At 58.3% G+C, this 26,272-nt stretch carries 24 protein-coding genes and 6 pseudogenes; 11 read left to right on the top strand and 19 right to left on the bottom strand.

Annotated elements, in window-relative coordinates; genetic code table 11:
- The first annotated feature begins 25 nt into the window (after positions 1–25).
- Entirely contained in the window at positions 26–1,165 is a 1,140-nt protein-coding gene (locus tag N7E01_RS16840; RefSeq protein WP_350495047.1) for a TonB-dependent receptor domain-containing protein, read from the top strand.
- Positions 1,166–1,192: 27 nt separating this feature from the next.
- On the opposite strand, the gene N7E01_RS16835 is transcribed toward N7E01_RS16840, so the two are convergent.
- On the bottom strand, positions 1,193–1,783 hold the full coding sequence (locus N7E01_RS16835; RefSeq protein ID WP_289173707.1) for a hypothetical protein: 591 nt from the start codon (positions 1,781–1,783) through the stop codon (positions 1,193–1,195).
- A 32-nt stretch (positions 1,784–1,815) separates the two neighbouring features.
- Between N7E01_RS16835 and N7E01_RS16830 the strand changes: the two genes are divergently transcribed.
- The 5 genes from N7E01_RS16830 to N7E01_RS16810 all read left to right on the top strand — a co-directional run bounded on the left by N7E01_RS16830 (position 1,816) and on the right by N7E01_RS16810 (position 4,561).
- Complete coding sequence (locus tag N7E01_RS16830) at positions 1,816–2,139, top strand: substrate-binding domain-containing protein (RefSeq protein WP_289173706.1); 324 nt, start codon at positions 1,816–1,818, stop codon at positions 2,137–2,139.
- 144 nt (positions 2,140–2,283) lie between these two features.
- On the top strand, positions 2,284–3,186 hold the full coding sequence (locus N7E01_RS16825) for a FecCD family ABC transporter permease (RefSeq protein WP_289173705.1): 903 nt from the start codon (positions 2,284–2,286) through the stop codon (positions 3,184–3,186).
- Positions 3,177–3,986, top strand: coding sequence for an ABC transporter ATP-binding protein (locus N7E01_RS16820; RefSeq protein ID WP_289173704.1), 810 nt, complete (start codon positions 3,177–3,179; stop codon positions 3,984–3,986). Before N7E01_RS16825 ends, N7E01_RS16820 begins: the two co-directional genes overlap by 10 nt.
- A 117-nt stretch (positions 3,987–4,103) precedes the next feature.
- Positions 4,104–4,358, top strand: coding sequence for a PIN domain-containing protein (locus N7E01_RS16815; protein ID WP_289173703.1), 255 nt, complete (start codon positions 4,104–4,106; stop codon positions 4,356–4,358).
- Positions 4,319–4,561, top strand: coding sequence for a hypothetical protein (locus N7E01_RS16810; protein ID WP_289173702.1), 243 nt, complete (start codon positions 4,319–4,321; stop codon positions 4,559–4,561). Before N7E01_RS16815 ends, N7E01_RS16810 begins: the two co-directional genes overlap by 40 nt.
- 188 nt (positions 4,562–4,749) lie before the next feature.
- On the opposite strand, the gene N7E01_RS16805 is transcribed toward N7E01_RS16810, so the two are convergent.
- From N7E01_RS16805 to N7E01_RS16785, 5 genes are all read right to left on the bottom strand, one after another.
- Positions 4,750–5,433 carry a phosphoribosylanthranilate isomerase gene (locus N7E01_RS16805; RefSeq protein ID WP_289173701.1) on the bottom strand — a complete coding sequence of 228 codons (684 nt, stop codon included), beginning with the start codon at positions 5,431–5,433 and terminating at the stop codon, positions 4,750–4,752.
- Between the two features lie 122 nt (positions 5,434–5,555).
- Entirely contained in the window at positions 5,556–7,235 is a 1,680-nt protein-coding gene (locus tag N7E01_RS16800; protein WP_289175845.1) for a TRAP transporter large permease, read from the bottom strand.
- Positions 7,219–7,818, bottom strand: coding sequence for a TRAP transporter small permease subunit (locus tag N7E01_RS16795; RefSeq protein ID WP_289173700.1), 600 nt, complete (start codon positions 7,816–7,818; stop codon positions 7,219–7,221). The genes N7E01_RS16800 and N7E01_RS16795 overlap by 17 nt, the downstream gene beginning before the upstream one ends.
- A 140-nt stretch (positions 7,819–7,958) precedes the next feature.
- Positions 7,959–8,780, bottom strand: coding sequence for a tRNA pseudouridine(38-40) synthase TruA (truA, locus tag N7E01_RS16790; RefSeq protein WP_289173699.1), 822 nt, complete (start codon positions 8,778–8,780; stop codon positions 7,959–7,961).
- A 6-nt stretch (positions 8,781–8,786) separates the two neighbouring features.
- Complete coding sequence (locus N7E01_RS16785; protein ID WP_289173698.1) at positions 8,787–8,993, bottom strand: hypothetical protein; 207 nt, start codon at positions 8,991–8,993, stop codon at positions 8,787–8,789.
- A 13-nt stretch (positions 8,994–9,006) separates the two neighbouring features.
- Here N7E01_RS16785 and N7E01_RS16780 point away from each other — a divergent pair, with 13 nt between their 5' ends.
- On the top strand, positions 9,007–9,435 hold the full coding sequence (locus N7E01_RS16780; RefSeq protein WP_289173697.1) for a hypothetical protein: 429 nt from the start codon (positions 9,007–9,009) through the stop codon (positions 9,433–9,435).
- Between the two features lie 27 nt (positions 9,436–9,462).
- On the opposite strand, the gene N7E01_RS16775 is transcribed toward N7E01_RS16780, so the two are convergent.
- The 9 genes and pseudogenes from N7E01_RS16775 to N7E01_RS16730 all read right to left on the bottom strand — a co-directional run bounded on the left by N7E01_RS16775 (position 9,463) and on the right by N7E01_RS16730 (position 19,102).
- Positions 9,463–10,470: a type IV pilus assembly protein FimV gene (locus N7E01_RS16775; protein WP_289173696.1), complete on the bottom strand. Its 1,008-nt coding sequence runs from the start codon at positions 10,468–10,470 to the stop codon at positions 9,463–9,465.
- A 1-nt stretch (position 10,471) separates the two neighbouring features.
- Positions 10,472–11,601, bottom strand: a pseudogene (gene asd, locus N7E01_RS16770) (aspartate-semialdehyde dehydrogenase).
- 52 nt (positions 11,602–11,653) lie between these two features.
- A pseudogene (gene leuB, locus N7E01_RS16765) lies at positions 11,654–12,729 on the bottom strand (3-isopropylmalate dehydrogenase).
- Positions 12,730–12,754: 25 nt separating this feature from the next.
- Positions 12,755–13,443 (bottom strand): annotated as a pseudogene (leuD, locus tag N7E01_RS16760) (3-isopropylmalate dehydratase small subunit).
- An 11-nt stretch (positions 13,444–13,454) separates the two neighbouring features.
- Positions 13,455–14,853, bottom strand: a pseudogene (leuC, locus tag N7E01_RS16755) (3-isopropylmalate dehydratase large subunit).
- Between the two features lie 232 nt (positions 14,854–15,085).
- The gene (locus N7E01_RS16750; protein ID WP_289173695.1) at positions 15,086–15,913 is read right to left on the bottom strand and encodes a M48 family metallopeptidase; all 828 of its coding nucleotides are present in this window, start codon (positions 15,911–15,913) and stop codon (positions 15,086–15,088) included.
- A gap of 107 nt (positions 15,914–16,020) precedes the next feature.
- A pseudogene (gene aroC, locus N7E01_RS19130) lies at positions 16,021–17,076 on the bottom strand (chorismate synthase).
- Between the two features lie 84 nt (positions 17,077–17,160).
- On the bottom strand, positions 17,161–18,672 hold the full coding sequence (locus N7E01_RS16735; RefSeq protein ID WP_289173693.1) for a protein adenylyltransferase SelO: 1,512 nt from the start codon (positions 18,670–18,672) through the stop codon (positions 17,161–17,163).
- Positions 18,662–19,102: a DUF2069 domain-containing protein gene (locus tag N7E01_RS16730; protein ID WP_289173692.1), complete on the bottom strand. Its 441-nt coding sequence runs from the start codon at positions 19,100–19,102 to the stop codon at positions 18,662–18,664. The genes N7E01_RS16735 and N7E01_RS16730 overlap by 11 nt, the downstream gene beginning before the upstream one ends.
- A 152-nt stretch (positions 19,103–19,254) precedes the next feature.
- On the opposite strand from N7E01_RS16730, the gene N7E01_RS16725 reads away from it, so the two are divergent.
- A complete protein-coding gene (locus N7E01_RS16725; protein ID WP_289173691.1) occupies positions 19,255–20,505 on the top strand; it encodes a YihY family inner membrane protein in 1,251 nt (416 codons plus the stop codon).
- Positions 20,499–20,966 carry a CBS domain-containing protein gene (locus tag N7E01_RS16720; protein ID WP_289173690.1) on the top strand — a complete coding sequence of 156 codons (468 nt, stop codon included), beginning with the start codon at positions 20,499–20,501 and terminating at the stop codon, positions 20,964–20,966. Before N7E01_RS16725 ends, N7E01_RS16720 begins: the two co-directional genes overlap by 7 nt.
- A gap of 3 nt (positions 20,967–20,969) precedes the next feature.
- On the opposite strand, the gene dusA is transcribed toward N7E01_RS16720, so the two are convergent.
- Complete coding sequence (dusA, locus tag N7E01_RS16715) at positions 20,970–21,923, bottom strand: tRNA dihydrouridine(20/20a) synthase DusA (protein WP_350495046.1); 954 nt, start codon at positions 21,921–21,923, stop codon at positions 20,970–20,972.
- A gap of 180 nt (positions 21,924–22,103) precedes the next feature.
- Here dusA and N7E01_RS16710 point away from each other — a divergent pair, with 180 nt between their 5' ends.
- A complete protein-coding gene (locus tag N7E01_RS16710; RefSeq protein ID WP_289173689.1) occupies positions 22,104–23,072 on the top strand; it encodes a homoserine kinase in 969 nt (322 codons plus the stop codon).
- A 79-nt stretch (positions 23,073–23,151) separates the two neighbouring features.
- The gene (locus tag N7E01_RS16705) at positions 23,152–23,943 is read left to right on the top strand and encodes a BPSS1780 family membrane protein (protein WP_289173688.1); all 792 of its coding nucleotides are present in this window, start codon (positions 23,152–23,154) and stop codon (positions 23,941–23,943) included.
- A gap of 57 nt (positions 23,944–24,000) precedes the next feature.
- Here the strand turns inward: N7E01_RS16705 and N7E01_RS16700 are convergent, their stop codons facing one another.
- The 3 genes and pseudogenes from N7E01_RS16700 to N7E01_RS16690 form a co-directional block, all read right to left on the bottom strand.
- Positions 24,001–24,540: an RpnC/YadD family protein gene (locus tag N7E01_RS16700; RefSeq protein ID WP_289173687.1), complete on the bottom strand. Its 540-nt coding sequence runs from the start codon at positions 24,538–24,540 to the stop codon at positions 24,001–24,003.
- A 32-nt stretch (positions 24,541–24,572) separates the two neighbouring features.
- The gene (locus N7E01_RS16695) at positions 24,573–24,929 is read right to left on the bottom strand and encodes an Rpn family recombination-promoting nuclease/putative transposase (protein ID WP_289173686.1); all 357 of its coding nucleotides are present in this window, start codon (positions 24,927–24,929) and stop codon (positions 24,573–24,575) included.
- A gap of 429 nt (positions 24,930–25,358) precedes the next feature.
- Positions 25,359–26,206: pseudogene (locus tag N7E01_RS16690) on the bottom strand (PHP domain-containing protein).
- Between the last annotated feature and the right edge of the window lie 66 nt (positions 26,207–26,272).

Raw genomic sequence — 26,272 nt, 5'->3', positions numbered from 1 at the left:
TGTACGCCCTGCGCGCCGAAAAAACCTGGGGGCAGTCACCCTGGCACTGGACGCCAGCTACCGCGACAAAACCGAGACCTCCTTTTACCAAGACCTTTGGGGCTCCCGATCTCGTAAAACCGATGGTCACGTGGTCACGGTATCGCCGCGCCTGCTGCTTAAAAACAAATGGGGTGACACCGAGAACACCTTCACCGTCGGTGCAGACTGGAGCGAATGGACATTCGACAGCTCGATGCAGGCCACCGGGTTCTACTCAACCCTGGACGAACGTGGCCGTCAGGAAAACAAGGCTGTCTACGCCCGCAACGAAATCAATTTCCCCACCGGCACACGACTAAGCCTGGGCTTGCGCCGTGAGTTCATTGACCAGCATCAGCGCCAATGGACGCCGTTCGTGGCTGACCGCAGTACAACCGCCCGTCTGACGGCCCACGAAATCGCCTTGCAGCAGGCTCTGGGCCTGGGCTTTTCGGCCTATGCCCGTACCGGCCGCAGCTTTCGGGTTGCCAACATCAATGAGAACTATTGCAGCTTTGCGCCTTGCGCCGAAATGCTCAAGCCTCAAACCTCACACGACCACGAAATCGGCCTGGAATGGAAACATCGCATCGCCGCACTGCGCGTGAGTCTGTTCCGCATGGACGTGAACAACGAGATTCATTACAACAATCTGACCTGGAGCACCATGAACCTGTCGCCCACCCGCCATCAGGGCCTGGAGCTGGAAGGCCGCGTGCAGGTGTGGAAAAATGTTGATGTCGCCGCCCGCTACACCCGTACCCAAGCCACCTTCCGGGAAGGGACATACGGCGGTGTCAACGTCACCGGCAACGACGTCCCCATGGTACCCAAAGACCGTATCGGGTTGAATGTCGGCTGGCAAATTACCGGCAGCACACGGGCGTCGTTGAATGTGCAATACGTAGGCGGCCAGCGCTACGACAACGACCAGGCCAATCGATTCCGCAAAATGCCTTCATACACCGTTACCGACCTGAAAATCATGCACGAAATCGGCAACTGGCGACTGGCCGCCGGGGTCAACAACCTGTTTGACGAAAAGTACTATTCCTACGGTATCGTCAACGGGTCGTACTCCAGCTTCAACGCCTACCCCGAAACGCGTCGCACCGTTTATGCCAGCGCCGAATACCGGTTCTGAACCTCCTCGGCTGACAGCCGCGCACCGTCATTGCGGTGCACGGCTGGCTGCAATCGGCCTGTCCGGCATAATGGTCTGGTCAGCACCATCGGTAATGGCCAGCGTGCATCTGCCTGAAACACAAACACAGGCCACCCAGCTGTCCGAAATACCATCAGAGGCCGCCATCGCCGTACCAAAGCGCATCGTTTCACTGGACCTGTGCACGGACTGGATCCTGGCGCAACATGCCGACGCCGAACAGGTGGCGGCCGTTTCGCCCTGCAGCCACGCTACCGGCCCGAGGGGCTGCAACACGCCTGGCCGCACCACGACGGTACGCTGGAACGCATCATCGAACTCAAGCCCGACCTGATTCTGGCCGGAGAGTACAACGCCATTACACTGCGCAACCGACTGAAAACGCTTGGGTTTCGTGTCGAGGTTTTGCCTCTGCCCACCAGTCTTGACGCTATCCGCAGCTACGAGCTGAAAACACTGCGGTTGCTCGGCAAACCCGCTGATCTGGCGCATCCGGGCCGACACGACCTGCAGCCATCCGATAACACAACGGGCTTGACCGCCGATACACCCCGCCCGACCGGAACAAGGCACTGCCCAAAAGTCAAGGCAACGCATGGGCAATACAGGAAAAGCCACCCGGGCCGCGCTTGCTTTTGCTGGGTGCCAACGGCATCGGCACGGGCACACACACGTTTGAACACGATGTGTTGACGCGTGCGGGCTGGCACAATTACCTGCAAGTACCCGGCTACCAGCAACTGGATCTGGAACGCATAGTGACCGATCCACCCGATGCGGTGCTCTGGGCATCGACATCGGGAAATGCCCTTGCCAACCGTTTTTCAGAACACCCGGCCCTGCGCCACAGTCTGCCACCCGACCGCTGGTTGACAACCGACTACTGGCGCTGGCAATGCCCGGGACCCTGGACCTGGGGCCTGGTTGACGAACTGCGACGGAAGCTGCCTTGAACCCGCAAGACAATCGTACACACAGCGCCATTCATCCAGACACTCTCGCCAAGAAACGTATGACCACATGGGCGATACCGACAAGCGTCTTGATCATGCTGTCCACTGCCGCACTATCCCTGGGCATCGGCTCGACCCCGGTCGATGTCCTCGCCGGCACTGGGTGACTGGCTGACGGGTGCAACGACACCGGCCGCCCTGATCCTCGGTGACATCCGCCTGCCCCGTACGGCGCTGGCACTGGCGGTTGGCGCAGCCCTGGGCCTGAGCGGGGCAGCCCTTCAGGGCTTATTGCGCAACCCGCTGGCCGACCCCGGCATTACCGGGGCCAGCCAAGGGGCAGCGCTGGGCGCGGCGACCGTATTCTATTTCGGCCTGTTTCCCCAATTGGGCGAAATGGCACCCGCTGCCGCTGGCCTGGCCGGTGCCGGCATCGCACTGATCCTGATGCTGTGGCTGGCCGGCACGGCCCAGGCCTCCACCGTGATTCTGGCCGGCCTGGCCATTTCAACCGTCACGGGCGCCGCTCTGGCGGCTGTACTGAATTTTGCGCCTAACCCCTATGCCATGCAGGAACTGGTGTTCTGGCTGCTGGGTTCTGTCTCTGAACGTGGCCTGGATCATCTGGTCGTTTTACTGCCCGCCCTGTTGCTGGGCGGCCTGATGGTCTGGCGCCAGCGTCGGCTGCTGGTTGCCCTGAGCCTTGGCGAACCTGTCGCGCAAAGCCTGGGGCTGAACTTCGCCCGCGGCAGCCGACACGTCGTACTGGGCGCCGCGCTGCTGGTGGGTGCCTCGGTCGCGGTTGCCGGCAACATCGGCTTTGTCGGCCTGATCGTCCCCCATCTGGTGCGCCCCTTTGTGGGCTATCGGCCCGACCGTCTGCTGGTGCCGTCAGCCCTGATGGGCGCAACCCTGGTCTGCGCCGCCGACATCTGCGTGCGCCTGCTGCCACCGGGCCGAGAACTGAAACTGGGTGTGCTGACCGCCCTGATCGGTGCCCCGCTGCTGTTCTGGCTGATCTGGAAGGAGCGCAAGCAATGGCTGTAATCGACGCACGCCAGTTGAAGACGCGGGGTCTGGACGCGCAGGCGCTTACCTCGCCACCCCGCCTGAGCGCACAGGCTCTGTCTTTGGATCCGCGTCTGCATGACATCAATTTTTCGGTTAATGCAGGACAGATTCTGGGTATCATCGGGCCGAACGGCGCCGGCAAATCGACCTTGCTGCATTGCCTGACAGGTCTGTTGCCACACACTGGCCGGAGCCATCTTGACGACACTGATCTGACTGCCCTGTCGCCACGCGAACGCGCGCGCTGCATGGGCCTGCTCCCCCAGCAAACCAACAGTGTCTGGCCGCTGTCGGTTCACGATGTGGTCAGCCTGGGGCGGCTGCCCTGGGGCGACAACGATACCACCGCCATCGCCAACGCCATGCGCGCAACCGGCATCGAGACTTTGGCCACCGCCCGTATCGACCGGCTGTCGGGCGGTGAGCGCGCCCGGGTCTGGCTGGCGCGCGTGCTGGCCGGACAGCCCCGCATCCTGATTGCCGATGAGCCCACTGCCAGCCTGGACCTGTACTACCAGCAGGTCGTCATGGACTGCCTGCGCACCTACGCCAATGCAGGCCACATCGTGATCATTGCCATCCATGACCTGGCCCTGGCCGCCCACTACTGCGACCAGCTGCTGTTGCTGCAAAACGGCGTCAGCCAGGCCAGCGGCACACCGGCCGACGTATTGACCGAATCTCTGTTAAGCCAGGTCTTCGGGGTTCCGGTTCATGTCGACCTGACCGCACAACCCCCGGTCGTATCCGCCCGCTTCCACAGGCCTGTTGCATAAGATGCAGGCTATTGTCGACCGGCGGTCTGCACCATGCTGCCCGGATCACCTTTTCCATGACGGATGGAACGCTCTTGACCGGATCACCTTTTCCATGAACCCTGGACTATTCCTGCCATGAAACCCAGCCGTAATTTCGATGAAGTGTGCTACCCCTTCATCCATGAAACCTCGGTGCTGTGTGACTTCGAAGTCATCACCGATGAGCTGTGCGGCCACATTGGTGCCGCGTGGTCGCATACCCCGACCGACATGCCCGATATTGCAGCCGATCTTGACCGGCTACAGCCCCTGGCCTTTCATGTGAACGGATCAATAAGGGGCGCCTGGCTGTGGATGAACAGGACATTGCCTGGCTGCAGTCACGCCTGAATCATTACCGCATGGAAGTAGCCGAGCGCTTGAAGGGCTTTGTTCTGCCACGCGGCACACTACCTGTTCCACATTTGCATCTGGCCCGGTCAGCCGCTAAAAAAGCGATCCGCGCGATGGTCAGGGTTGAACAAGAAGGCAAAACCGTACCCGACGTTTTGCCCCGTTTGTGCAACCTGATGTGCAACTTTTATTTACGCTGACCCTGGTGATCAACCAGCGCCGGGGTATTGATGAAGTGGCCTTTATCAGCAAAAGTTATGGGCCATTGTCCAAAGACGGAATATAAGCTGCAGCAGATGCCCGGATCACTTGAACGCACCGGCAGAACACGCAACACACCCGCCACCCCGGACGGGGCAAAGTATACGCGCCCGCAGAATCTGTCCCGCTATCGGCCTTGATCTTGCCCACGCAGAGCCTGGTCGGCCTGAGCCACCGCTGCAATAAAGCCCGCCACTTTGTCGGCTACCTTGATACCCGGCGAGGCCTCAACGCCACTGCTGACATCAACGGCGTAAGGCCGCACATGCGTCATGGCATCAGCCACCGTCAGGCTGTTCAGGCCTCCGGCCAGTACGACCGGGCGCGAACGGCCATCGGCACGCACCGCGTCAAGCAAAGAAAAATCAAAGCTGCGGCCGCTGCCCCCATAACCCGCGCTGTAGCTGTCAAACAGCCAGGCAGCAGCCTGATCGAATTCCAGACAGGCCGCCAGAACCTGATCAGAAGACTCGAGGCCGGGCGCGCCCGCGCGAAAGGCCCGCATGTAACGACGACCAAACTGACTGCAATAGTCGGGGGTTTCATCACCATGAAACTGCAGCACATCGGGCTGGACATGCTCGATGACCTGCCTGACCTCGTCGGGTGAGGCATTAACGAACAACGCGACGACATCCACCATGGCTGGCACCGCATCGCGTAAGCGGCGCGCCTGTTCAAGACCGACACAACGGGCACTTTTCGGATAAAACACCAACCCGATGGCATCAGCACCTGCCGCCACCGCCTGATTGACATCCTCAACACGGGTCAGGCCACAGACCTTCACCCGGGTTCTGTATTGCGACATAGCTACGACACCCTCAAACGATACGATCAACCAGGCACTCGTCGATGCAATTCGACGATGGCCCGATAAACGCCAAACATTAACCAAAACAAGCCCAATAGGGTCCGCAACAAAACGGGCTGCTATTGAAATGCCGAAGCGGCATCATCGGTGCCCTGGACACCATCGCCACCGTATTCAGCCCCGTAGCTGGCCCCTTGCAGGTCAATGCTCGAGGTATCCTGCACGGGCGCATCCGACTTGTAATGGGTAACCATACCCGGAAACGCCAATACTGCCGCAACCATCAGCAACTGAATAACGATGAACGGAATGGAACCCCAGTAAATCTGCCCGGTCGTGACCTTGGCGACTTTCTTCTTCGTAACACGATCGATGTAATCGGCCTTGGGTGCCACCGAACGCAAATAGAACAAGGCAAAGCCGAACGGTGGATGGACAAACGACGTTTGCATGTTGACCGCCAGGAGGACACCGAACCAGATCAGGTCAATCCCCATTTTGTCAGCGACCGGGGCCAGCAACGGCACCACGATAAATGCCAGCTCGAAAAAGTCCAGGAAGAACGCCAGGACAAAGGTCAGGATGCTGACGACAATCAGGAAGCCCCACTGCCCACCCGGCAACGAAGCCAGTAAATGTTCTACCCACAGGTCGCCGTCAATGCCCCGGAAGCTCAGGCTGAAGACCGTGGAGCCAACCAGAATAAACACCACAAAGCAGGACAGCCGGGTGGTCGTACCCATGGCCTGCTTGAGCAGGGGCAATGTCAGACGTCGACGCGCAACGGCCATGATCAATGCTCCGACAGCGCCCATGGCGCCGCCTTCAGTGGGTGTCGCCAGACCAATGAAAATTGTGCCCAGCACGAGAAAAATCAGAAACAATGGCGGAATCATGACGAAGGTGACGCGCTCGGCAAGCTGCGACAGCCAACCCAGCTTCAACGCCTTGTTCAGCAACGCAACCAGCCAGCCCGCCAACCCCGCCATCAACAATACAACGACAACCTTTTCATCCAGCGGCACCTCGGTGCGCCCCTCAAACCAGAATCGGGAAGCGAGCCAGGCCACAACAGCAGCAAACACCGTTAATACCGCCAGCGAACGCAGACCACGTCGGCCATTGGGCTCAGCGTACACCCTTGCCTCTGGCGGCAACGCCGGCGCTGCCGACGGCCTGAATAACGACACAATGACCACATACACAATATAACTGCCGGCCAATAACAGGCCAGGTACCATGGCCCCGCGGTACATGTCACCAATGGAACGCCCCAATTGATCGGCCAGAATGATCAGTACCAGCGACGGTGGAATAATTTGCGACAAGGTGCCCGCCGCGGCAATCACGCCCGTGGCCAGACGACGATCGTACCCATAACGCAACATGATCGGCAACGAAATCAGCCCCATGGAAATCACCGATGCCGACACTACGCCGGTCGTGGCGGCCAGCATGGCGCCCACCAGAACAACGGCAATGGCCAGGCCGCCACGAATTTCACCGAACAGCTGCCCAATGGTTTCCAGCAGATCTTCCGCCATGCCCGAGCGCTCGAGGATGAGCCCCATGAGTGTGAAGAACGGCACCGCCAGCAACGTATCGTTGGCGACAATGCCAAACACCCGTTGCGGCAGCGCCTGAAACAGCGCTGGCTGGATCAGGCCCAGTTCAACCGCCACCAACCCATACAAGACACCAATGGCGGCCAGCGTGAACGCCACCGGAAAACCCAACAGCAAGAACACCACCAGGTTGAAGAACATGATGGGCGCAAGATTTTCAATGATGAATGGCAGCATCATGCCCCCGGCCGGCTGAGGCCGCATCGGCAACGGCATCAGCGGTTTCCGATACCGCCGGCAACATAGGGTCCTCACACACCCCTCGTAAATAGCCAATGCATTTGATCAGGTGCGATAGCCCGGCCAGCACCAGCAGGCCAAACCCCGCAGGAATCAGCAACTTTGCCGGCCAACGCACCAGCCCACCGGTGTTGGATGACTGTTCATTAAGCACAAACGAATCAACGAACATTGGAATGGACAGCCAGAAAATCAGTACACACACCGGCAGCATGAAAAACAAAAGACCAAAAATCTCGATCTTGATCTGGGCAGGCCGCGATAAGCGTTGCGACAGAATGTCCACGCGCACATGCTCATTGCATAAAAATGTGTACCCGGCAGCCAACAGAAATATGGCCCCGAACAAGTACCACTGAAGTTCCAGCCAGGCATTGGAGCTGACCTGAAACGTCTTTCGCACCACCGCATTTCCGGCACTGATCAAAACCACCAGCAATGTCAGCCATATGACAACACGACCGACAAACCGGTTCAGGGCATCAATTGCCCGAGCCAGGGATAAGAAAAGGTTCATGAATGTCTCGCTGTGGTTGGCGAACCAGGTCATTAAAAGACTGAAAAACCAAGATTCTAACGCCAATCGATATCAGGGTATGTACCGGTGTTGCTGCTGGCACGGTCGACATTAACCGGCAATACAAATACACAGCCAGGCTAAAACGCCACCAACCCCGACCCGGCCAGGCCAAGATGGTCAATAAATGCCCGGTGGGCATCGGTACCAGGCAGGCCGTACGACTCGGGGTATTCAACCCGGGCAAAGTACAACCCGTTCGCGGCAAAGGTAGGTGCGGCCAACCTGCGATCACGCTCGGCCAGCAACACATCGACCCAGTCGGGCTGCTGCCGACCCAACCCCACATACAGCAAGGTACCCATCAGGTTCCGAACCATATGGTGCAGGAATGCATTGGCCTTGAACGTGAAAATGAAAAACTCGCCATGCTGCTGGATATTGGCCACTTGCAAATGCCTCACCGGGCTGGCCGCCTGGCATTGTGACGAGCGAAAGCTGGAGAAATCGTGCTCACCCAGCAAACGGGTCGCGGCCTTTTGCATTGCGTGAAGATCAAGGGGCTGATACACCCAACCGGCACGTGTGCGAGTCAGGGGCGAACGCACGCGGCTGTTTCGCAAGACATAGACATAGGTGCGTGCAGTGGCGGAAAACCGGGCATGAAAGTCGTCGGGTACCGGATGCGCCCATTGCACGGCAATGGTGTCGGGCAACAACGTGTTCAGGCCACGGACCCATGACTCGAGTTTTCGCTCGGCCTGTGTGTCCAGGTGGACAACCTGCCCCACGGCATGTACACCGGCATCGGTTCTGCCGGCGCAGACGGTTTCTACCGGCTCTGTCGTGAAACTGAGCAATGCCTTTTGCAATTCGTCCTGGATCGTCTGGCCACCCGGTTGGGTTTGCCAGCCGCGCCAAAGCGCGCCGTCGTAGGCGAGGCCCAAAGCGATACGAGCCATGGCAGCCTAGCGCGGAGTGTTTGAACCACCCTGAGGGGGTTCGTCAAGATCAAGATTAATGCCCTGCAGGCGCTCGCGCACCATGTCTTCGGTAATGCCGCCACTAGCGGCGGGCTCAGCACCTGCTCGACGCAGCAACCATACGACAATCATGACAACCAGCGCGAAAATACCGGCGAGAACCGCCCACAAATGATCTTGAAACCAGGACACGAAAGAAAGACTCTTGGAAGATGGATCAGGCACGGACGACACCGACCCCGATGAAAATGACGAAGACGCATCAGGCGATGCCGCTTCAGGAGGACTTGATGCCGACGAGGATGCCGGACTGGACAGGCCGCTACCTGGCGTTGACGCCGGCCGTGTTGCCGCTGCTGAGGGCAACGATGCCCCCGGCAAGGCGGTACCGGTGTCTGCTGACGAAGCGACTGAACCTGCTGCAGGGGAAGAGGCAGCCGTTGTCGCCGTTGAAGCCTCCCTGATGAAACCGCAGTCGTGTTTGAAACGCCAGCGGCAGTTACCTTGCCCGACCCGCTTTCAGCGGCTTCAGAGACGGCATCGACAGCCTTGTCGACAACATCTGCGAGGGCCTCAATGCCCTCCGAGGCGACTTCAGAAGCAGCAATGCCTTGCTGTTGCAACGCTTCACTGAGATTCTTGACGTTATCTTCCAGCGTCGCTACACGACTTTGGGCGTCATGGGTGTTTTTTGCAATGCCAATGCATCATCGGCGCTCGCCCCGTTGGAAGACAGACCGGATGAAAGCACGACCTTGTCTGCGCCGCTGCCCCCGGACTGTTCAACCGGGCCGCTGGTTGACGTCGACACCGTACCACGGCCCGCCTGGGTCGGCTGAAGTGACGCACCGGTACGAGAAGCCATGCGTTGCCGGTAATCGGCGAACGCGTGGGCATGTTGCTGAAACACGCGGCGTGCCTGGGCATCGGACAACGCCACCAGCGCCGACGGGTCGGGCACAACCAGCGTTGCACCCGCCTTCAGCAGGTTGACATTGTCTTGAATGAACGCCGACGGATTGGCAGCCTGAACGGCAACCATCCATTGATACAGTGAGACACCCGGCACGGCATGACGACGCGCCAGGGAAAAGAGCGTATCTCCTTTGCGAACCTGTATGGCTTGCCCGGCGCCAGCACCCGACGGCACAGCATCTGTTACCGTATTTGCAGGTACAGCGCCCATACCCGCTGCCCCCAGAGACTGGTTGACCTGCACCGTCGCCGCAGCCGCCACCTGAAGGTCGGCTGGCGCCAGCACACTGACCTGATGCTGCACCTGACCGGAGGAGGAGCGCACAACCAGCAAAAGATCGGCGATACCCGATGACAAAGGCTGGGCCGAACTGACCGTGACTATTTTAGAGCCCGGCCTGACACCATCGAACACCGCAACCTGCAACGAGGACAGATCGACTGGAGGAACCAAACCTGCCTCATTCCAGGCCTTGGCCGGTGCAACGGCCACTGAAAGTGACTGGGCATCTTGAGCCGAAACACCCTGCAACGGCGTCTGGATTCGCAGTGGCTGCCCCACAGGGGACAGCAAGCGCGAATGCCCGATACTCATCGAGTGAACTACCGTACTGAACGACAGTGCTGCCAACGCAACCCCTGCGATCAGACCCGCCGTGACGGCCCTGGCAGTTACCCGATGAGATTTTTGCATATTACAGTTCACCCAAAGTAATGCGCAGCATGCGACGCAAGGGTTCTGCAGCGCCCCACAGCAGTTGATCACCAACAGTGAACGCGCTGAGGTATTGCGAACCCATCGACATCTTGCGCAGACGCCCTACAGGAATGTCGAGTGTACCGGTAACCGCCACCGGCGTCAGCCCCTGCATGGTCGCTTCGCGCTCGTTGGGAATGACTTTGGCCCATTTGGAACCCTGGGCAATCATGTCAGTGATTTCGTCAAGCGGAACATCGCGCTTGAGATGCAAGGTCAGGGCCTGGCTATGGCAGCGCATGGCACCGATACGTACGCAGAGGCCGTCGATGCGGGTGGGTTCGGTACCGAACGCTTCGCCGCGACCCAGAATCTTGTTGGTTTCGGCTTCGGCCTTCCATTCTTCACGCGATACACCATTGCCCAGGTCTTTATCAATCCAGGGAATCAGGCTGCCCGCCAGGGGAACGCCGAAGTGATCACGGGGCAGATCGGCATCTTTCTGGGTTTGCAGAACACCGCGATCGATTTCCAGAATGGCCGACGCCGGATCGTCGAGCAACGACTTGACGGATTGGTTGATGATGCCGAACTGGGTGAGCAGTTCGCGCATGTGCTGGGCACCACCACCCGATGCGGCCTGGTAGGTCATGCTGGTCATCCAGTCGACCAGGTCGTTATTGAACAAGCCGGCCAGACCCATCAGCATGCAACTGACCGTGCAATTGCCGCCCACAAAGTTCTTGACGCCACGGTTCAACGCGGCATCGATGACCGGACGATTGACCGGATCAAGCACGATGATGGCATCGTCGTTCATCCGCAAGGTGCTGGCCGCATCAATCCAGATACCGTCCCAACCCGCTGCACGCAACTTGGGATAAACCTCGGTGGTGTAGTCGCCGCCCTGCGCCGTAACAATGATGGGCAGTTTTTTCAGGGTTTCAATGTCGTAGGCGTTTTGCAACGGACCGGCACCGTCGGCCCAGGCTGGCGCCTTGCCACCGGCATTGCTGGTGGAAAAAACACCGGCTGGAATAAGGAAAAATCGTTCTCGTCGCGCATGCGCTGCATGAGCACCGAGCCCACCATGCCGCGCCAGCCGACCAAACCTACTGATTGAGTCATAACATTTACCTGAAAGTGATAGAAAAACGTTTTATAAGCAAAAGAAAACGTTTTATTTTAGCGCCTTGAGTACCGCATCACCCATTTCAGAGGTCGAAACGCGTGTCGTGCCTTCCTCATAAATATCAGCCGTACGCAGCCCTTGCTGCAACACTGACTGAACTGCGGCTTCGATACGATCGGCCTGCGCCGACTGGTCAAGCGAATAACGCAGCATCATGGCCGCAGACAACATGGTGGCCAGCGGGTTGGCAATATTTTTGCCTGCGATATCAGGGGCTGAACCATGGCTGGGTTCGTAAAGGCCCTGGTTCGATGCGTTCAGCGAGGCCGAGGGCAGCATACCGATTGAACCCGTCAGCATGGCCGCTTCATCAGACAAAATATCGCCAAACAGGTTGCCAGTCACGATGACATCAAACGCCTTGGGCGCACGCACCAGCTGCATGGCAGCGTTATCGACATACATATGGCTAAGCTCAACATCGGGGTATTCTTTGGCAACATCGATCATGATGTCGCGCCAAAACTGTGAGGTTTCAAGTACGTTGGCCTTGTCGACACTGCACAGTTTCTTGCCACGCTTGCGAGCCGCCTGAAACGCAACATGCCCGATGCGACGGATTTCAGTTTCAGCGTAGTGCATGGTGTCGAAGCCCTGACGCTCACCCTTGAACGGGCCATCATCAAGCAGACGCACGCCACGAGGCTGACCAAAATAAATATCACCGGTCAGCTCGCGCACAATAAGGATATCAAGCCCGGCCACCACTTCAGGCTTCAATGACGAGGCATTGGCCAGTTCGGGATAGAGCACAGCCGGACGCAAGTTGGCGAACAGGCCCAGCGCACGCCGCAACCCCAGAATGGCCTGCTCGGGGCGGTGTTCGCGCGGCAGGTTGTCGTACTTCCAGTCACCGACGGCACCAAACAAAATGGCATCTGAGCGCTTGGCCAGTTCAAGCGTGACCGGTGGCAAGGGTGGCCATGCACATCGTAGGCCGCCCCGCCCACCGGCTGTGTTTCCAGTTCAAGATCAAGGCTCAGCGCACCCAGAACGCGAACGGCTTGTTCAATGATTTCAGGACCGATCCCGTCACCGGGCAAAACTGCGATTTTCTTTGTCATGGTGTATCTTTGCGTGAAGACCGGATCAAAACCAGCAGGCCTGCCAATAGGGCAGGCCTGCGGACCCGTTAGTTCGGCTGACCAACCAGCCAGGGTGCCGAGCTAATCGCTCGGCCTCAAAGGCCTTGATTTTATCGGCTTTTTGCAACGTCATGCCAATGTCATCCAATCCGTTCAGCAAACAGTGCTTGCGGAAAGGCTCGATATCAAAGGCAATGTCACGCCCGTCATCGGTAATGATCTTCTGCCGGGCCAGATCGATTTCAAGCGAATACCCTTCTTTTGCATTCACGTCTTCAAACAGACGGGAAATTTCCGCCTCAGGCAAAACAATAGGCAACAAGCCGTTCTTGAAGCAGTTGTTGAAAAAAATGTCTGCAAACGACGGGGCCAGAATGGCGCGGAACCCGAATTGCAGCAAGGCCCAGGGCGCGTGTTCACGGCTGGAGCCGCAACCAAAGTTCTGGCGGGCCAGCAGCACGGAAGCCCCTGGTAACGGGCCTGATTCAACACGAAGTCGGGATTCAAAGGGCGTTTGCTGTTATCCATGCCGGGCTCGCCCTGATCCAGATAACGCAAGGTATCAAACAAGTTCGGGCCAAAGCCCGTACGCTTGATGGATTTGAGAAACTGCTTGGGCATGATCAGGTCAGTGTCGACGTTCTCGCGATCGAGCGGCGCAACCAAGCCTTTGTGTGTGGTAAATGCTTGCATGAAACTACCCCTTAAATGCTACGAACGTCAACAAAATGGCCCGCAATTGCCGCAGCGGCCGCCATCGCCGGGCTGACCAGATGGGTACGACCACCCTGCCCCTGGCGGCCTTCAAAGTTGCGATTCGATGTGGACGCACAACGCTCACCCGGCTCGAGACGGTCGGCATTCATGGCCAGACACATGGAACAACCCGGATCACGCCATTCAAAACCGGCATCCAGAAAGACTTTGTCCAGGCCTTCTTTTTCGGCTTGAGCCTTGACCAGACCGGACCCGGGCACCACCATGGCCTGCTTGATGTTGGCGGCCACACGCTTGCCACGAACAACCGCAGCGGCCTCACGGATGTCTTCAATACGCGAGTTGGTACACGAACCAATGAAAACACGGTCGGGGCGGATATCGGTGATGGGCGTGTTGGGTTCAAGCCCCATGTATTTGAGTGCGCCCTCAATACCGCTGCGACGTACCGGATCCGTTTCATTGGCTGGATCAGGTACCTGACCGCTGATGGGCAACACCATTTCGGGTGAGGTGCCCCAGGTTACTTGCGGCACAATATCGGCGGCATTGAGTTCGACCACGCGATCAAACACCGCACCCTCGTCGGAATGCAAAGTTTTCCAGTACTCGACCGCCTGATCCCATTGGTCGGCCTTGGGTGCATACGGGCGGCCACGGAAATATTCGATGGTCTTCTCGTCGACGGCAACCATACCCGAACGGGCCCCGGCTTCAATCGCCATGTTGCAAACCGTCATGCGACCTTCGACCGACAGGGCATGCACAGTGCTGCCACCAAATTCAATGGCGTACCCCGTGGCACCCGCCGTACCAATTTGGCCGATGATGTACAACACAAGGTCTTTTGCGGTACAGCCCTTCGGCATTTCACCGTCGACCTTGATCAGCATGTTCTTGCTTTTTCATAAGCAAGGTCTGGGTAGCCATGACGTGCTCGACTTCGGAGGTACCAATACCAAACGCCAGCGCACCGATGGCGCCGTGGGTACTGGTGTGCGAGTCACCGCAAACCACGGTCATGCCGGGCAAGGTGGCCCCTTGCTCGGGCCCGATGACGTGCACAATGCCTTGACGCAAATCATTCATGCGGAACTCGGTAATACCGAAAGTTTCACAGTTGCGATCGAGCGTTTCAACCTGAAGACGTGAAATGGCATCTTTGATGCCCTGGGCACGGCCTTCGGTCGGTACGTTGTGGTCAGCCACCGCAAGGTTGGCACTGATGCGCCAGGGTTTACGCCCTGCCAGCTCCAGACCTTCAAAGGCTTGCGGGCTGGTAACCTCGTGCAGCAACTGCCGGTCGATATACAGCAAACAGGTGCCGTCGGTTTCTTCGTGCACAACGTGCGCACGCCATAATTTGTCGTACAGGGTTTCGGCCATGACTAGACTCTTGAAAAAGTTGAACACACTACAGTGGGTATTATGACAGCACATTAAGCTAGTACAAGTACACTGAATATACTGGTATAACAAGTAACAGGTAATAGTCTGCGGGCACCATCTGCATCGTTAAAGGCATGCCAATAAAGAAAACCCCTGCACTGTGCATCTGCACGGCAGGGGCAACGCTAAAGGGTGAAACTGCCGGACGACGGCAGCATTCGCTTAATGATCAGCGGCGGCTTTGTTCATACAACGGCATCATTTGGGCGGCAATTGCCTTCAAATCTGCAATGCGGGTACTGGCCGACGGGTGGGTCGACAAGAATTCAGGCTGACCGCCACCGCCCAGACGACCCATTTTTTCCCACAGGGTAACCGCCGCATAGGGGTCATAGCCGGCCCGCGCAGCCAGCTCGACACCCATGCGGTCGGCTTCAATTTCGTGGGTACGGCTGTTGGGTAACGTAAACATCACCTCGGTCAGGGTACCGCCCAGGTCAGCCGTCGCCTGGCTGCCAGTCACCGCCGCCAGAACGGACAACCCGACGTTGGCTGCCATTTTTTGCGACACCTGCTCGCGTGTGTGCTCACGCAAGGCATGGGCGATTTCGTGACCAATGACAGCGGCCAGCTCGGCATCAGAAGCCTGCAACTGATCAATCAGCCCGGTGTAGACCGCAATTTTCCCGCCGGGCATGCACCACGCATTGACATCATTGGACTTGAGCACATGAACTTGCCAGTTCCAACGCGCCGCATCAGGCCGGAACACCCCGACCTGGGCAATAAGACGCTGGGTGATGGCTTGCACCCGGCGTGTCTGGGCCGCATTGACATCCAGGGCGCCTTGGGCACGGGCCTGACTGATCAGCGTGTTGTACTGAGAAGCCGCCTCTTGCTGAAGTTGCTGTTCGGAGACAAGGCTGGACATGTATTGCTTGCGTTCAATGCCGACAGCGCCCGAACCTGTAGTTTGAACCGCTGCACAACCCGCAAGTACAACCGTACCGGACAACCCCGCCAGCGCAATCCAGCGACGAACAGAAAACGTAACCATCGTTGCCCCCTTTGAAAACAAAACACCGGAACCCTGAAACAAAGCATGAATAGACGGTCAGACAAACACACTACACACGCCCTGTCAAACCACCCGACATTTAACCATTAACCACATTGGGCACGATGACGCAAGGCGTGATCCATCAACACAATGGCCAGCAAAGCCTCGGCAATGGGCGTTGCACGAATGCCCACACACGGATCATGACGCCCGAGTGTCTGTACCTGCACCGGCTCGTTGGCGCGATTGACCGAACGACGTTCGACCCGGATGCTGGATGTGGGCTTGATCGCCAGCGACACCTGCAACGGCTGACCCGATGAAATGCCGCCCAGGATGCCACCGGCATGGTTGGTCTGGAAACCTTCCGGGGTAATCTCGTCACCGTGTTCGGAACCACGCTGGGTAATGGATTCAAACCCGGCGCCAATAGAGACCCCTTTGACGGCGTTCAACCCCATCATGGCGTGCGCAATGTCTGCATCCAGCCGATCATAGATGGGTTCGCCCCAACCCGCAGGCAAACCCTCGGCCACCACCTCGATACGCGCCCCGATTGAGTCACCATCACGACGCAATTGGTCCATGAAGGCTTCAAGTTCGGGAACCACATCGGCATTCGCGGCAAAAAAGGGTTGTTTTCAACGTGAGCCCAGTCGTGGAACGGTACCTGAACAGGCCCCAACTGGCTCATGTAGCCCCGGATGACAACCCCATACGTTTCCTTCAGCCATTTTTTGGCAATCGCCCCGCCCGCTACCGTGGGTGCCGTCAGGCGCGCTGATGAGCGGCCACCGCCACGCGGGTCACGATGTGCATACTTTTTCCAGTAGGCATAATCAGCATGCCCTGGCCGGAAGGTATCTTCAATGTTGCTGTAATCTTTGCTGCGCGCATCGGTATTGCGAATCAGCAAACCGATCGGGGTACCCGTGGTCACCCCTTCGTACAGTCCGGAAAGAATCTCGACCTGATCGGCCTCCTGGCGTTGCGTGACGTGGCGCGATGTCCCCGGGCGACGACGGTCGAGCTCGTTTTGAATATCTTGCGCCGTCAGGGGCAGGCCGGGGGCAACCATCGACCACGGCGCCAATAGCCGGGCCATGGGATTCACCGAAATTGGAAACACAAAACAACTTGCCTAAGGTATTACCGGACATGATCTACGCCTGAGGGTGCTAAAAATGAATGGGTTCTGAAAAACACTGCAGAACCTGAATTATGCATGACGATGACGCCTGAGGTTATGACGAACAGCTAAGGGGCATGCTGCCTGCCCCTGCCGGCGGCGGCTCGGCATAACGCTCATAGCCTTTCTTTTCCGTGAAGGGGTCGCGCAAGAGCATCAGCAGGGTCTCGATTTCAGACGGGTCGTCGCGCAAAGCGCCGTCAATGGCCCACTGGGCAATATGATTACGCAACACATATAACGGGTTGGCACGCTGCATTGATGCCACACGCTCTGAATCGACCCCGCCTTCGGACGCCACGCGTTGACGATACCGATCAAGCCAGACGGACGCCACTGAACGATCGGCAAACAGCGACAGGAAGGCATCGGGAGATTGCGGCGCCTGTGCCAGATGACGAAACGCCAGGGTGAAGTCAGCCCCCTGTTCGTGCAACAAACGCCACCAGTCATCGACCAGACCGGCATCCGTGTCGTCATCCCAATACGACAAGCCCAGCTTGCGCATCAGGTTCGAACGGTAAGCCTGAATGAACGCCGGCTCGAATTTATCGAGCTGAAACGCCAGCGCGTCAGCCTCAAGATCGAGGGTGGACAGGGCATTGGCCAGCCGGTGCAAATTCCAGAACATGGCTGACGGTTGCACATTCCAGGCATAACGCCCGTTACGATCGGTACGATTACAAATATGGTTGATGCGGAACGCATCCATGAAACCAAACGGGCCGTAATCAATCGTCAGCCCCAGAATCGACATATTGTCGGTATTCATCACGCCATGACAAAACCCTGCCGTTTGCCAGTCAGCCACCAGTCGCGCCGAACGGGTCACCACCTCACCCAGAAGCCGCAAGGCTGTCGTTTGTTGCGGCGTCGCCCCACCCAGCTCGTCATCGTCGGGGCCGGGCCGGGCACACTGGGGGTAAAAACGTGTCACCACGTAATCGAGCAAGGTTTGCATGGCCTGCGGGTTTCCGGCCCAGTGTTCAAACGAACCAAACCGTACAAAGCTTGGCGAAACCCGCGTCACAACGGCGGCGGTTTCGTACACCTCGCGCGCGACGGTGTCGTCGGCGACCACCAGAGCCAATGAACGGGTGGTGGGAATACCCAGCCCAAACATGGCCTCACTGGCCAGGTACTCACGTACCGAGGAACGCACCACGGCACGGCCATCTCCGAAGCGGGAATACGGCGTCTGACCCGAGCCCTTGAGCTGCAATTCGAAAGGCCCTTGTTGCGTATTGATCTCGCCCAGCAAATGGGCACGGCCATCGCCCAGTTGACCGGCCCAGACCCCAAACTGATGGCCGCTATAAACAGCCGCCAAGGTCTTGCCGCCGGGTAACGGACGGTTGCCGGCAACCACATCAAGAAACGCAGGCGTCGTCAGGGCCGCGGCATCAAGCCCGAGCATCCGGGCGACGTCTGGATTGGCGTGCAGCACACGCGGACGAATCAGCGGCTGCGCATCAAGTACGGTGTGAAAGTCAGCCGGCAGGTCTGCGAAGGAATGGCTGACATCCAGCGCGCCGAACGGGCCGGCATGAACGCCATCAGCGGCCATTTTCACCCCCGATGGTTTGGGATGACTGAGTGGCGTGCAGTGATTTGGCCGCCCTCGCAGCTTTCTTGGCCGGCCGGACATACAGAATGGCACACAGGTAAAACACCACCGCCAGGCCAATTTCAATACCGGCCATCAGGCGTGACACCGGCGAACTGTCGGAAAATGCGCGCACAACGCCTTCCATGAAATACAGCAGCACCAGCATTGAGGCCCACTGCAAGGTATACAGCCTGCCCCTGATGACGCCCGGCAACGGCAGCAACAAAGGGATCAACTTGAAAACCAGCCAGGAGACGCCCACCAACGCCGACAGTTCGGGGCGCCAGGGCGCCACGACAAGCTCCCAGACAAACGTCAAGGCAATCAGCCCGACTAGCGAAAAAATGGCGCCAAAGCGCAGGACGGGATTCAATTCGGGTTGTTTCATGCTGGTATTATTACCCGAATGTCAAACTTCGTCATACAACCTGCCTTTGATGACTGAACAACAAGAACCAGTCCACGACACCGTTTCCCGCATCGACCGCGCGCCTGGCGGATTTCGCCAATGGTGTGGTGATGCCCGGCAGGTCATCCGGTATGCACTGCAGCACGCAGCAGAAAAAGCTCACCCAGGTTGCCTCCAGCCTGACCTTCACCACCGTGTTGGCCATTGTGCCCATGCTGGCCGTCATCCTGGCGCTGTTCACCGCGTTCCCGTTGTTTGCAGAATTCCGGATGGCGCTTGAAGAGTTCCTGATCAACAGCCTGTTGCCGCCTACGGTATCCGACACCGTCATGCAGTACCTGAATCAGTTTGCCGCCCAAGCGTCACGCCTGACCGCCGTAGGCACGGTATTTTTGCTGGTCGCTTCGGTCATGCTGATTTCCACCATTGATGCGGCCTTGAACGATATCTGGCAGGTCGAACAGCAGCGGCCGCTGCCCCAGCGCATGCTGGTGTACTGGGCCATCATCACGCTAGGGCCGGTGCTGGCCGGGGCTAGTCTGTGGTTCACCTCCTACCTGGCGCAACAGGCCCTGCTGAATGTGGGTGAGATTTCATCCGGCATGCGGTTCTGGCTGTCATTCATCCCCATGGTGATCACCGGCATTGCGTTTACCGGGCTGTTCGTGTGCGTACCGAACCGCCAGGTGTACTGGCGTGACGCGCTGGCCGGTGGTTTGGGCTCCGCAGTAGTATTGGAAGTCATGAAATCAGGTTTTGCCTACTACATCACCAAATTTCCCTCGTATACCGTTATCTACGGGGCCTTCGCCACCCTGCCTATTTTCCTGCTCTGGATTTATCTGTCCTGGCTGGCCATTTTGTTTGGCGCCACCGTCGCCGCCACCTTGCCCTCCTTGCGTCTACGCCGATGGGCGGTACAACGACAGCCCGGCGCCACCTTTATCGATGCAATCCGCATCATTCGCGTACTGCGCAGCGCCCAAGGCTCAGACCAACCCGGACGGACCACCCGCTTTCTGGGCGCCCACTTGCGCTTGCACCCCGCAGAACTGCACGCCGTCATGCGCACGCTGAAATCCCTGGGCCATGTCGTAGTCACACAGGAAAAAGGCCAGGAACGCTGGGTTCTGGCCTGTGACCTGCGCAATGCACAATTAGGTACCCTGGCTGATGCACTGCTGATAGATCGCAATCAAAGCGGGCTGGCTGATGACCCGGCCCTGATGCATGCGCTGGCGACCGTGCTGGCAAGCACCACTCCTATCAGTCTTGAAGATGTCCTGAACGGGAAAACCGCACTACCCGAAACAGCCGCATCAGGGCAGAATAAAATTGCAGTATCAGAAACAGAAACGCCCCAGGAGGCAAAGCCATGCTAAAAGTCAGTGAAATTTTGCGCGTCAAAGGCAACACCCTGTATACCGCCTCGCCTGACACGCCCATCAATCAGGCCCTCGAAACCATGGCCGAGCAGGACATTGGCTCATTGGTCATCATGGAACACGGCGAGCTGGTCGGCATGCTGACCTTTCGCGAAATCATTCGTCACCTGACGAGAAATGGCGGCGTTATCGGCGACTACACGATTCGCAGTGTCATGGATGACGCACCTGTCAGTGTTACCCCAAACACCAGCGCCGACGAAGTCCAGCGCCTGATGCTCGACAAGCACGCACGCTACACACCCGTCATGGACGGCCCGGTACTGCAAGGCGTTATTTCATTCTACGACATGGCGCAAGCCATTGTGGCCGCGCAGAAATTCGAGAACAAAATGCTCAAGGCCTACATTCGCGACTGGCCCGGTGGCCGGGAAGACCCCGAAGACGAAAAGAACTGAGATTTACCGGGCCAAGCCTTCACCACTGGCCCCCACCAACGCCAGCGCTTTGGCCAGTACCGACACATCGTTCTGGTTCAATACACCCGGGTCAGACAACATGCGTCGCCAATGACGCGCGCCGGGGCGGCCATTCATCCAGCCCAGCAGGGGCCGGGTCATAACGCGTAACGGCACGCCCCGTTCCAGTTGCCGGGCGGCATATTGCGCAAACTGATCAAGAATTTCAGCCGGCGGGCCAATGGGTGTTTCAGGCCAGCAACGCTGGTTGATCTCTGACAGCACACCCGGATCGTGCCAGGCAGCGCGACCCAGCATCACGCCATCAAACTGATCCATCAAAGCAACAGCATCGTCAGCACTGGCGATGCCGCCGTTCAATACAAACACCGCATCCGGGAAATCATCACGCAACCGGGCCGCTACGTCGTAGCGCAAGGGCGGAATCTCGCGGTTGTCTTTGGGACTCAGCCCCTTCAATACCGCATTACGGGCATGTACAACAAACACACGGCAACCCGTCAGGTAAATGGTACCCACAAAGTCGCGCACAAAATCATAAGACTCGTTGTAATCAAGCCCCAGGCGATGCTTGACGGTGACCGGCACACTGACGGCGTCTTGCATGGCCTTGATGCAGTCGGCGACCAATTGGGGCTCCGCCATAAGGCAGGCACCAAATGCACCTTTCTGCACGCGCTCGGAAGGGCAACCGCAATTGAGGTTGATTTCGTCGTAGCCCCACTGTTCGCCCACTTTGGCACCATAGGCCAAAGCATCAGGCTCACTGCCCCCGAGTTGCAGGGCCACCGGCTGTTCAGCCGCGTCAAAATCGAGCAACCGGGGCAATTGCCCGTGGCCGATCGCACCGGTTGTGATCATTTCGGTATACAAGCGCGCCTGCGGCGCCAGCAAACGATGAAAATACCGACAATGACGATCGGTTACGTCGATCATGGGCGCAACACACAAACGCCACCCCGGGTGCCCGCGCGCAATCGCGCTGTTCAAATCAGTCACAAAACTATCCGTATCAAGGTTATGCCCAAAATTTTAACGCGACCCGGCAGCACGCTGCGACGGGGTAGACTAAAATCGCCCCTTTGTTCACGCCTCTATTGACTACGTATTCGCGCCATGGCCGTTTTCACCCCTGTTTCCGACTCCGACGCACAAGCCCTGTTGTCCCGCTATACACTGGGCGACCTGGTTTCCCTCAAGGGCATCACTGCCGGTATTGAAAACACCAACTATTTTCTGACGACCACCCGTGGCGAATACGTCCTGACCATTTTCGAAGTGCTCACCTTCGAACAGTTGCCGTTCTACATTGAACTGATGCACCACCTGGCCGAAGCAGGCATTCCGGTACCCGAACCGCAAACCGATTGTGACGGCAAGCGTATCGGGCAACTGCACGGCAAACCCTGCGCCATTGTGACTCGCCTGAAAGGCAGTTACGAAGCGGAACCCGGCCCTGCCCATTGCGCGCTGGCGGGCGAAACACTGGCCCGGACCCACCTGGCCGGCAAGTCATTCGGTATTCATCAGCCCAACCTGCGTGGCCTGTCGTGGTGGCAAACCACCATTCCGAAAGTGCTGCCGTTTCTGAATCCCGACCAATCGGCATTGATCCAGACGGTACTGAATGAACAAACCCGTTTCGCGCAAACCGCACTGTATGCTGAATTACCCCATGGCCCGGCACACTGTGATCTGTTCCGCGATAATGTCCTGTTCGATGGCACACCCGAAGCGCCGGTCATGGGCGGCTTCATTGATTTTTACTTCGCGGGTTGCGATACCTGGCTGTTCGATGTGGCGGTCAGCGTCAACGACTGGTGCATTTACCGGCACGACGGTACCTTCGACCCGGAAAAGCTGGCTGCCTGGTTAAAAGCGTATGCCTCGGTACGTCCATTTACCGATGCCGAGCGCCAGGCCTGGCCGCTTATGCTGCAAGCGGCAGCGCTGCGTTTCTGGGTTTCGCGTCTGTTTGACTTTTTCCTGCCACGCCCGGCACAAACGCTGCAACCGCACGACCCGACCCATTTCGAGCGGGTACTGCGCGCCCGGCGCGAACCGGTCCTTGACCGACTGCCATAAACATGCACCATGCCACGTGCCCGGCACAGCACACCGGGCGTTGCGCGCCCCAACAGTTCACTTTCAGGATATCAAGCCCATGCAAGCGGCAATCTTGCCTTTTTCAGCCGGTTGGCAGTGGATCAATGACGGCATGCGCCTGTTCAGACGTCAGCCCATGGCCATGTTTTTCTGGAGCCTGATCACTGGTCTGCTGATTTCGCTGACCTACATCATTCCGCTGTTTGGCCAAATGGCACTGATCGCCGCCATGCCGTCGCTCACCTTCATTGTGCTGAATGCCTGCCGCAACATTGAAAACGGTCGGCAAATCATGCCGGGAATGTGGTTGGAGCCCTTGCGCGACACCCAAGCCCGTAAAGGGCTGTTCCGGCTGGGGCTGGCTTACCTGGCCGCCTGCCTGCTGGGCGGGTTTGTGGCGACTGTGCCATTTCTGGATACCCTGATGGCAGCGGTCGACACCGAAGGGCAAATCGATGCGCAAGCCCTGGCCCAGGCGGTGCAAGGCCCATTCGTTACTTTTGCCATCATGTATGTTGTGATTTCAGCCTTGTTCTGGCATGCGCCGGCGTTGGTGGGCTGGCATGGCATCAAGATGACGCAGGCCCTGTTCTTTTCCATGGTCGCCTGCTGGCGCAACAAGTGGCCGTTCCTGCTTTACGGGGCAAGCTGGGGTGGGATTTTCTTTGCCATGCAATTCATTGATGACCTCCTGACCGGAATCGGCCTGAGCCAGGGTGTTGCACAACTGCTCATGACTCCGGTCAACCTGCTGGTTGCCGCAGTGCTCTACTGCAGTTTTTACCCGACGTACATGAGTGTTTTCGGGAATAACTACCGGCAAGAGATCGCAGCAACCGGAACACACTGAGTCACGGTTCACGCAGAGCCGGTGCGGGGGTATGGGAAGGAGCTTGACACGACGGGTTCAAGATTCGAATACGTCGTGCAGCGATTGGGCATGCACGAACCGGACGACCCAGTGCTGCAGTACGGCAGTGTCCGCTTGTTGCAGTCGTTGATCAACCCACGCGGGCAGGTCTCCAAATTTTTGTTGCAATAGCGTGTGGAGCGTTTCGGCAATTCCGGTGTGGGTGCCTTTCTCAATGCCTTTTGCCATCCCTTTCGCCAGACCTTTTTCTATCCCCCGCTGCTCGAATTCTTCGGCCCAGGTTTCAAAGCGTGCGGTCAGTGTCATTTTCAGCTCCTTCAAGTCGTCGATCTTGGGCAGTACCACCGCATGCCTGCTTCGGCGCAGCACCACGGCACGGATCCAGATGGCAAAGATCCGGCGTAGTTCCGGGTTGTCGGCCAGCCAGTCGTTCAATAAATCGATCAAGTCAAACAAGGCCTGACTGCTGGCCGGGTGTTCAACCCGAATGATGGCGGCTACCAGGTTGTGCATGGCGGTCAGCGTTTCATCAGTGTACTGGTTCTGTTCGATCAACAGGTATTTTAGCTGTGGCAAGTAGTTTGCCACCAAACCCGGGGCCCGAGGAATCAGATCGGCGATGTCGGTCGTGGCTTTCCAGGGGCGGCGCCGTTGTACAACACGATGGGCAGGACGGGCGGAAGTCGATTTCCCGGCAAGACGTCGCCGCGCCGGATCAAGTCCTGGTACAGCAAACCGACATACACCATCATGCGCACCGGCATCCAGGGGTCGGATTCGCTTTGAAACTCGATCAGCAGATACAGGTAAACCCATTGGCCGTCGGCCCTCACCCGCCAGATGACGTCATCAGCACGCTGGCGCAGGTCGTCGGTGATGTAGGAACCGGGGGCTTCCTGAAGCGGAAAACGGCTTGGGGTCAGGAAGTCAGTGTAGGCAAGGGACCAATGTGCAGCTATTCGCAATGATGCGAATGGATCAAAGGGTCCCGTTTGAATGGGGGGCACGCTGGAGCGGGTTTGGCTGGAACAGGTCAGCCTACGATATTGCCTGTTGCCTGTTGCAAGCAAGCGATGTCGAACGGTGCAGACATAACCTGTAGCGAACCGTGGTCACGATTACTTCTGTCACGGTATCACGCAAAGCCGGTGCGGGGGTATGGGCCTGCGGGCACGGGCACGGCCCCTGCGGGGCTTCCCGCTGTCGGGTACCGTCGCGAGGCGGGCGCTGAACTCGCGGATCGAGCCGCCCCCGGCGGCTCGACAACGCCCGCTCGAACACCGCGCCCTTGCCTCCTCGCGCCGGCACCCGCCAGCGGCGTGCCCAAGCCCTTCGGCCCATACCCCCGCACCGGCTTGGGAAGGGTGAAAAAAGGACTGGCGCTGTTACTTTGCCTATACCCAATTGGCCCATACCGGCGTCAAGCCGGCTGGCAGACCCGGCAAGGCGCCAAGATCAATGTCGCTTTCGTCAGGCGAATGAAAGTCTGATCCGCGTGAGGCCTGAAAGCCGTAATAGCGGGCGATGCCCGCATATTCGGCATACTGATCGGGCCGATGGCTGCCGGTGACCACTTCAATGGCTGTACCCCCGCATCGCGAAACGTGCTGTACAACGCATCAAACTGCTGTTCAGTGAATTTATAACGCCCCGGATGGGCGATAACTGCGGTGCCGCCTGCTGCACGTATCCAGCGTACCGAATCTTCCAGCGTCGCCCATTTGCCCGGCACGTTACCGGGCTTGCCATCGCCCAGATAACGGTCGAACACATCTTGCATGGACACGAACCAACTCTGATCAACCATGAACCGCGCAAAATGGGTACGGCTTAACAGATTCGGATTGTCGGCATAACGCAGGGCGCCTTCGTAACACCCTTCAAAGCCCAGACCCGCCAGACGCTGGCCCATTTCCTGGGCCCGGGTTTCACGCCAGCCGCGCAACTGGTCCAGCGCCTCGACCAGTACGACATGAGTCGGATCGATATTCAACCCCACAATGTGAACCGTCTTGCGTGCAAACGATACTGAAATCTCGACGCCGGGCACAAACTGCAGATCAAGTTCGGCTGCCGCCCAGGCAGCACTGGGTCAGGCCTGCCAGCTCATCATGATCGGTCAACGACCAGAGCTGTACTCCTGCCGATGGGCACGCAGGGCCAATTCAGCCGGCGACAACACCCCGTCGGAAAATGACGAGTGACAATGCAGATCAGCATTGGTAGGGGTGGCAAGTGACATGGCGGCGTCCTGAAACATATGGGTTCTGATTTTATCAGCAGGGATAGACCAGAAACACTCTGAAGA

It is taken from the genome of Neopusillimonas aromaticivorans, assembly GCF_030344915.1.
Taxonomy (GTDB): domain Bacteria; phylum Pseudomonadota; class Gammaproteobacteria; order Burkholderiales; family Burkholderiaceae_B; genus Neopusillimonas; species Neopusillimonas aromaticivorans.
The sequence above is the reverse complement of the archived record's forward strand: the minus strand, read 5'-3'. Positions and strand labels throughout refer to the sequence as shown.

Coding starts and splice junctions, on each gene's coding strand:
- truA (WP_289173699.1), bottom strand. CDS start 8,780: ATGGCTCGTATCGCTTTGGGCCTCGCCTACGACGGCGCGCTTTGGCGC.
- N7E01_RS16820 (WP_289173704.1), top strand. CDS start 3,177: ATGGCTGTAATCGACGCACGCCAGTTGAAGACGCGGGGTCTGGACGCG.
- N7E01_RS16750 (WP_289173695.1), bottom strand. CDS start 15,913: ATGGTTACGTTTTCTGTTCGTCGCTGGATTGCGCTGGCGGGGTTGTCC.
- N7E01_RS16795 (WP_289173700.1), bottom strand. CDS start 7,818: ATGAACCTTTTCTTATCCCTGGCTCGGGCAATTGATGCCCTGAACCGG.
- N7E01_RS16825 (WP_289173705.1), top strand. CDS start 2,284: ATGTCCTCGCCGGCACTGGGTGACTGGCTGACGGGTGCAACGACACCG.
- N7E01_RS16730 (WP_289173692.1), bottom strand. CDS start 19,102: ATGAAACAACCCGAATTGAATCCCGTCCTGCGCTTTGGCGCCATTTTT.
- N7E01_RS16805 (WP_289173701.1), bottom strand. CDS start 5,433: ATGTCGCAATACAGAACCCGGGTGAAGGTCTGTGGCCTGACCCGTGTT.
- N7E01_RS16815 (WP_289173703.1), top strand. CDS start 4,104: ATGAAACCCAGCCGTAATTTCGATGAAGTGTGCTACCCCTTCATCCAT.
- N7E01_RS16720 (WP_289173690.1), top strand. CDS start 20,499: ATGCTAAAAGTCAGTGAAATTTTGCGCGTCAAAGGCAACACCCTGTAT.
- dusA (WP_350495046.1), bottom strand. CDS start 21,923: ATGATCGACGTAACCGATCGTCATTGTCGGTATTTTCATCGTTTGCTG.
- N7E01_RS16705 (WP_289173688.1), top strand. CDS start 23,152: ATGCAAGCGGCAATCTTGCCTTTTTCAGCCGGTTGGCAGTGGATCAAT.
- N7E01_RS16775 (WP_289173696.1), bottom strand. CDS start 10,470: ATGCAAAAATCTCATCGGGTAACTGCCAGGGCCGTCACGGCGGGTCTG.
- N7E01_RS16835 (WP_289173707.1), bottom strand. CDS start 1,783: ATGCGTTGCCTTGACTTTTGGGCAGTGCCTTGTTCCGGTCGGGCGGGG.
- N7E01_RS16735 (WP_289173693.1), bottom strand. CDS start 18,672: ATGGCCGCTGATGGCGTTCATGCCGGCCCGTTCGGCGCGCTGGATGTC.
- N7E01_RS16710 (WP_289173689.1), top strand. CDS start 22,104: ATGGCCGTTTTCACCCCTGTTTCCGACTCCGACGCACAAGCCCTGTTG.
- N7E01_RS16725 (WP_289173691.1), top strand. CDS start 19,255: ATGCACTGCAGCACGCAGCAGAAAAAGCTCACCCAGGTTGCCTCCAGC.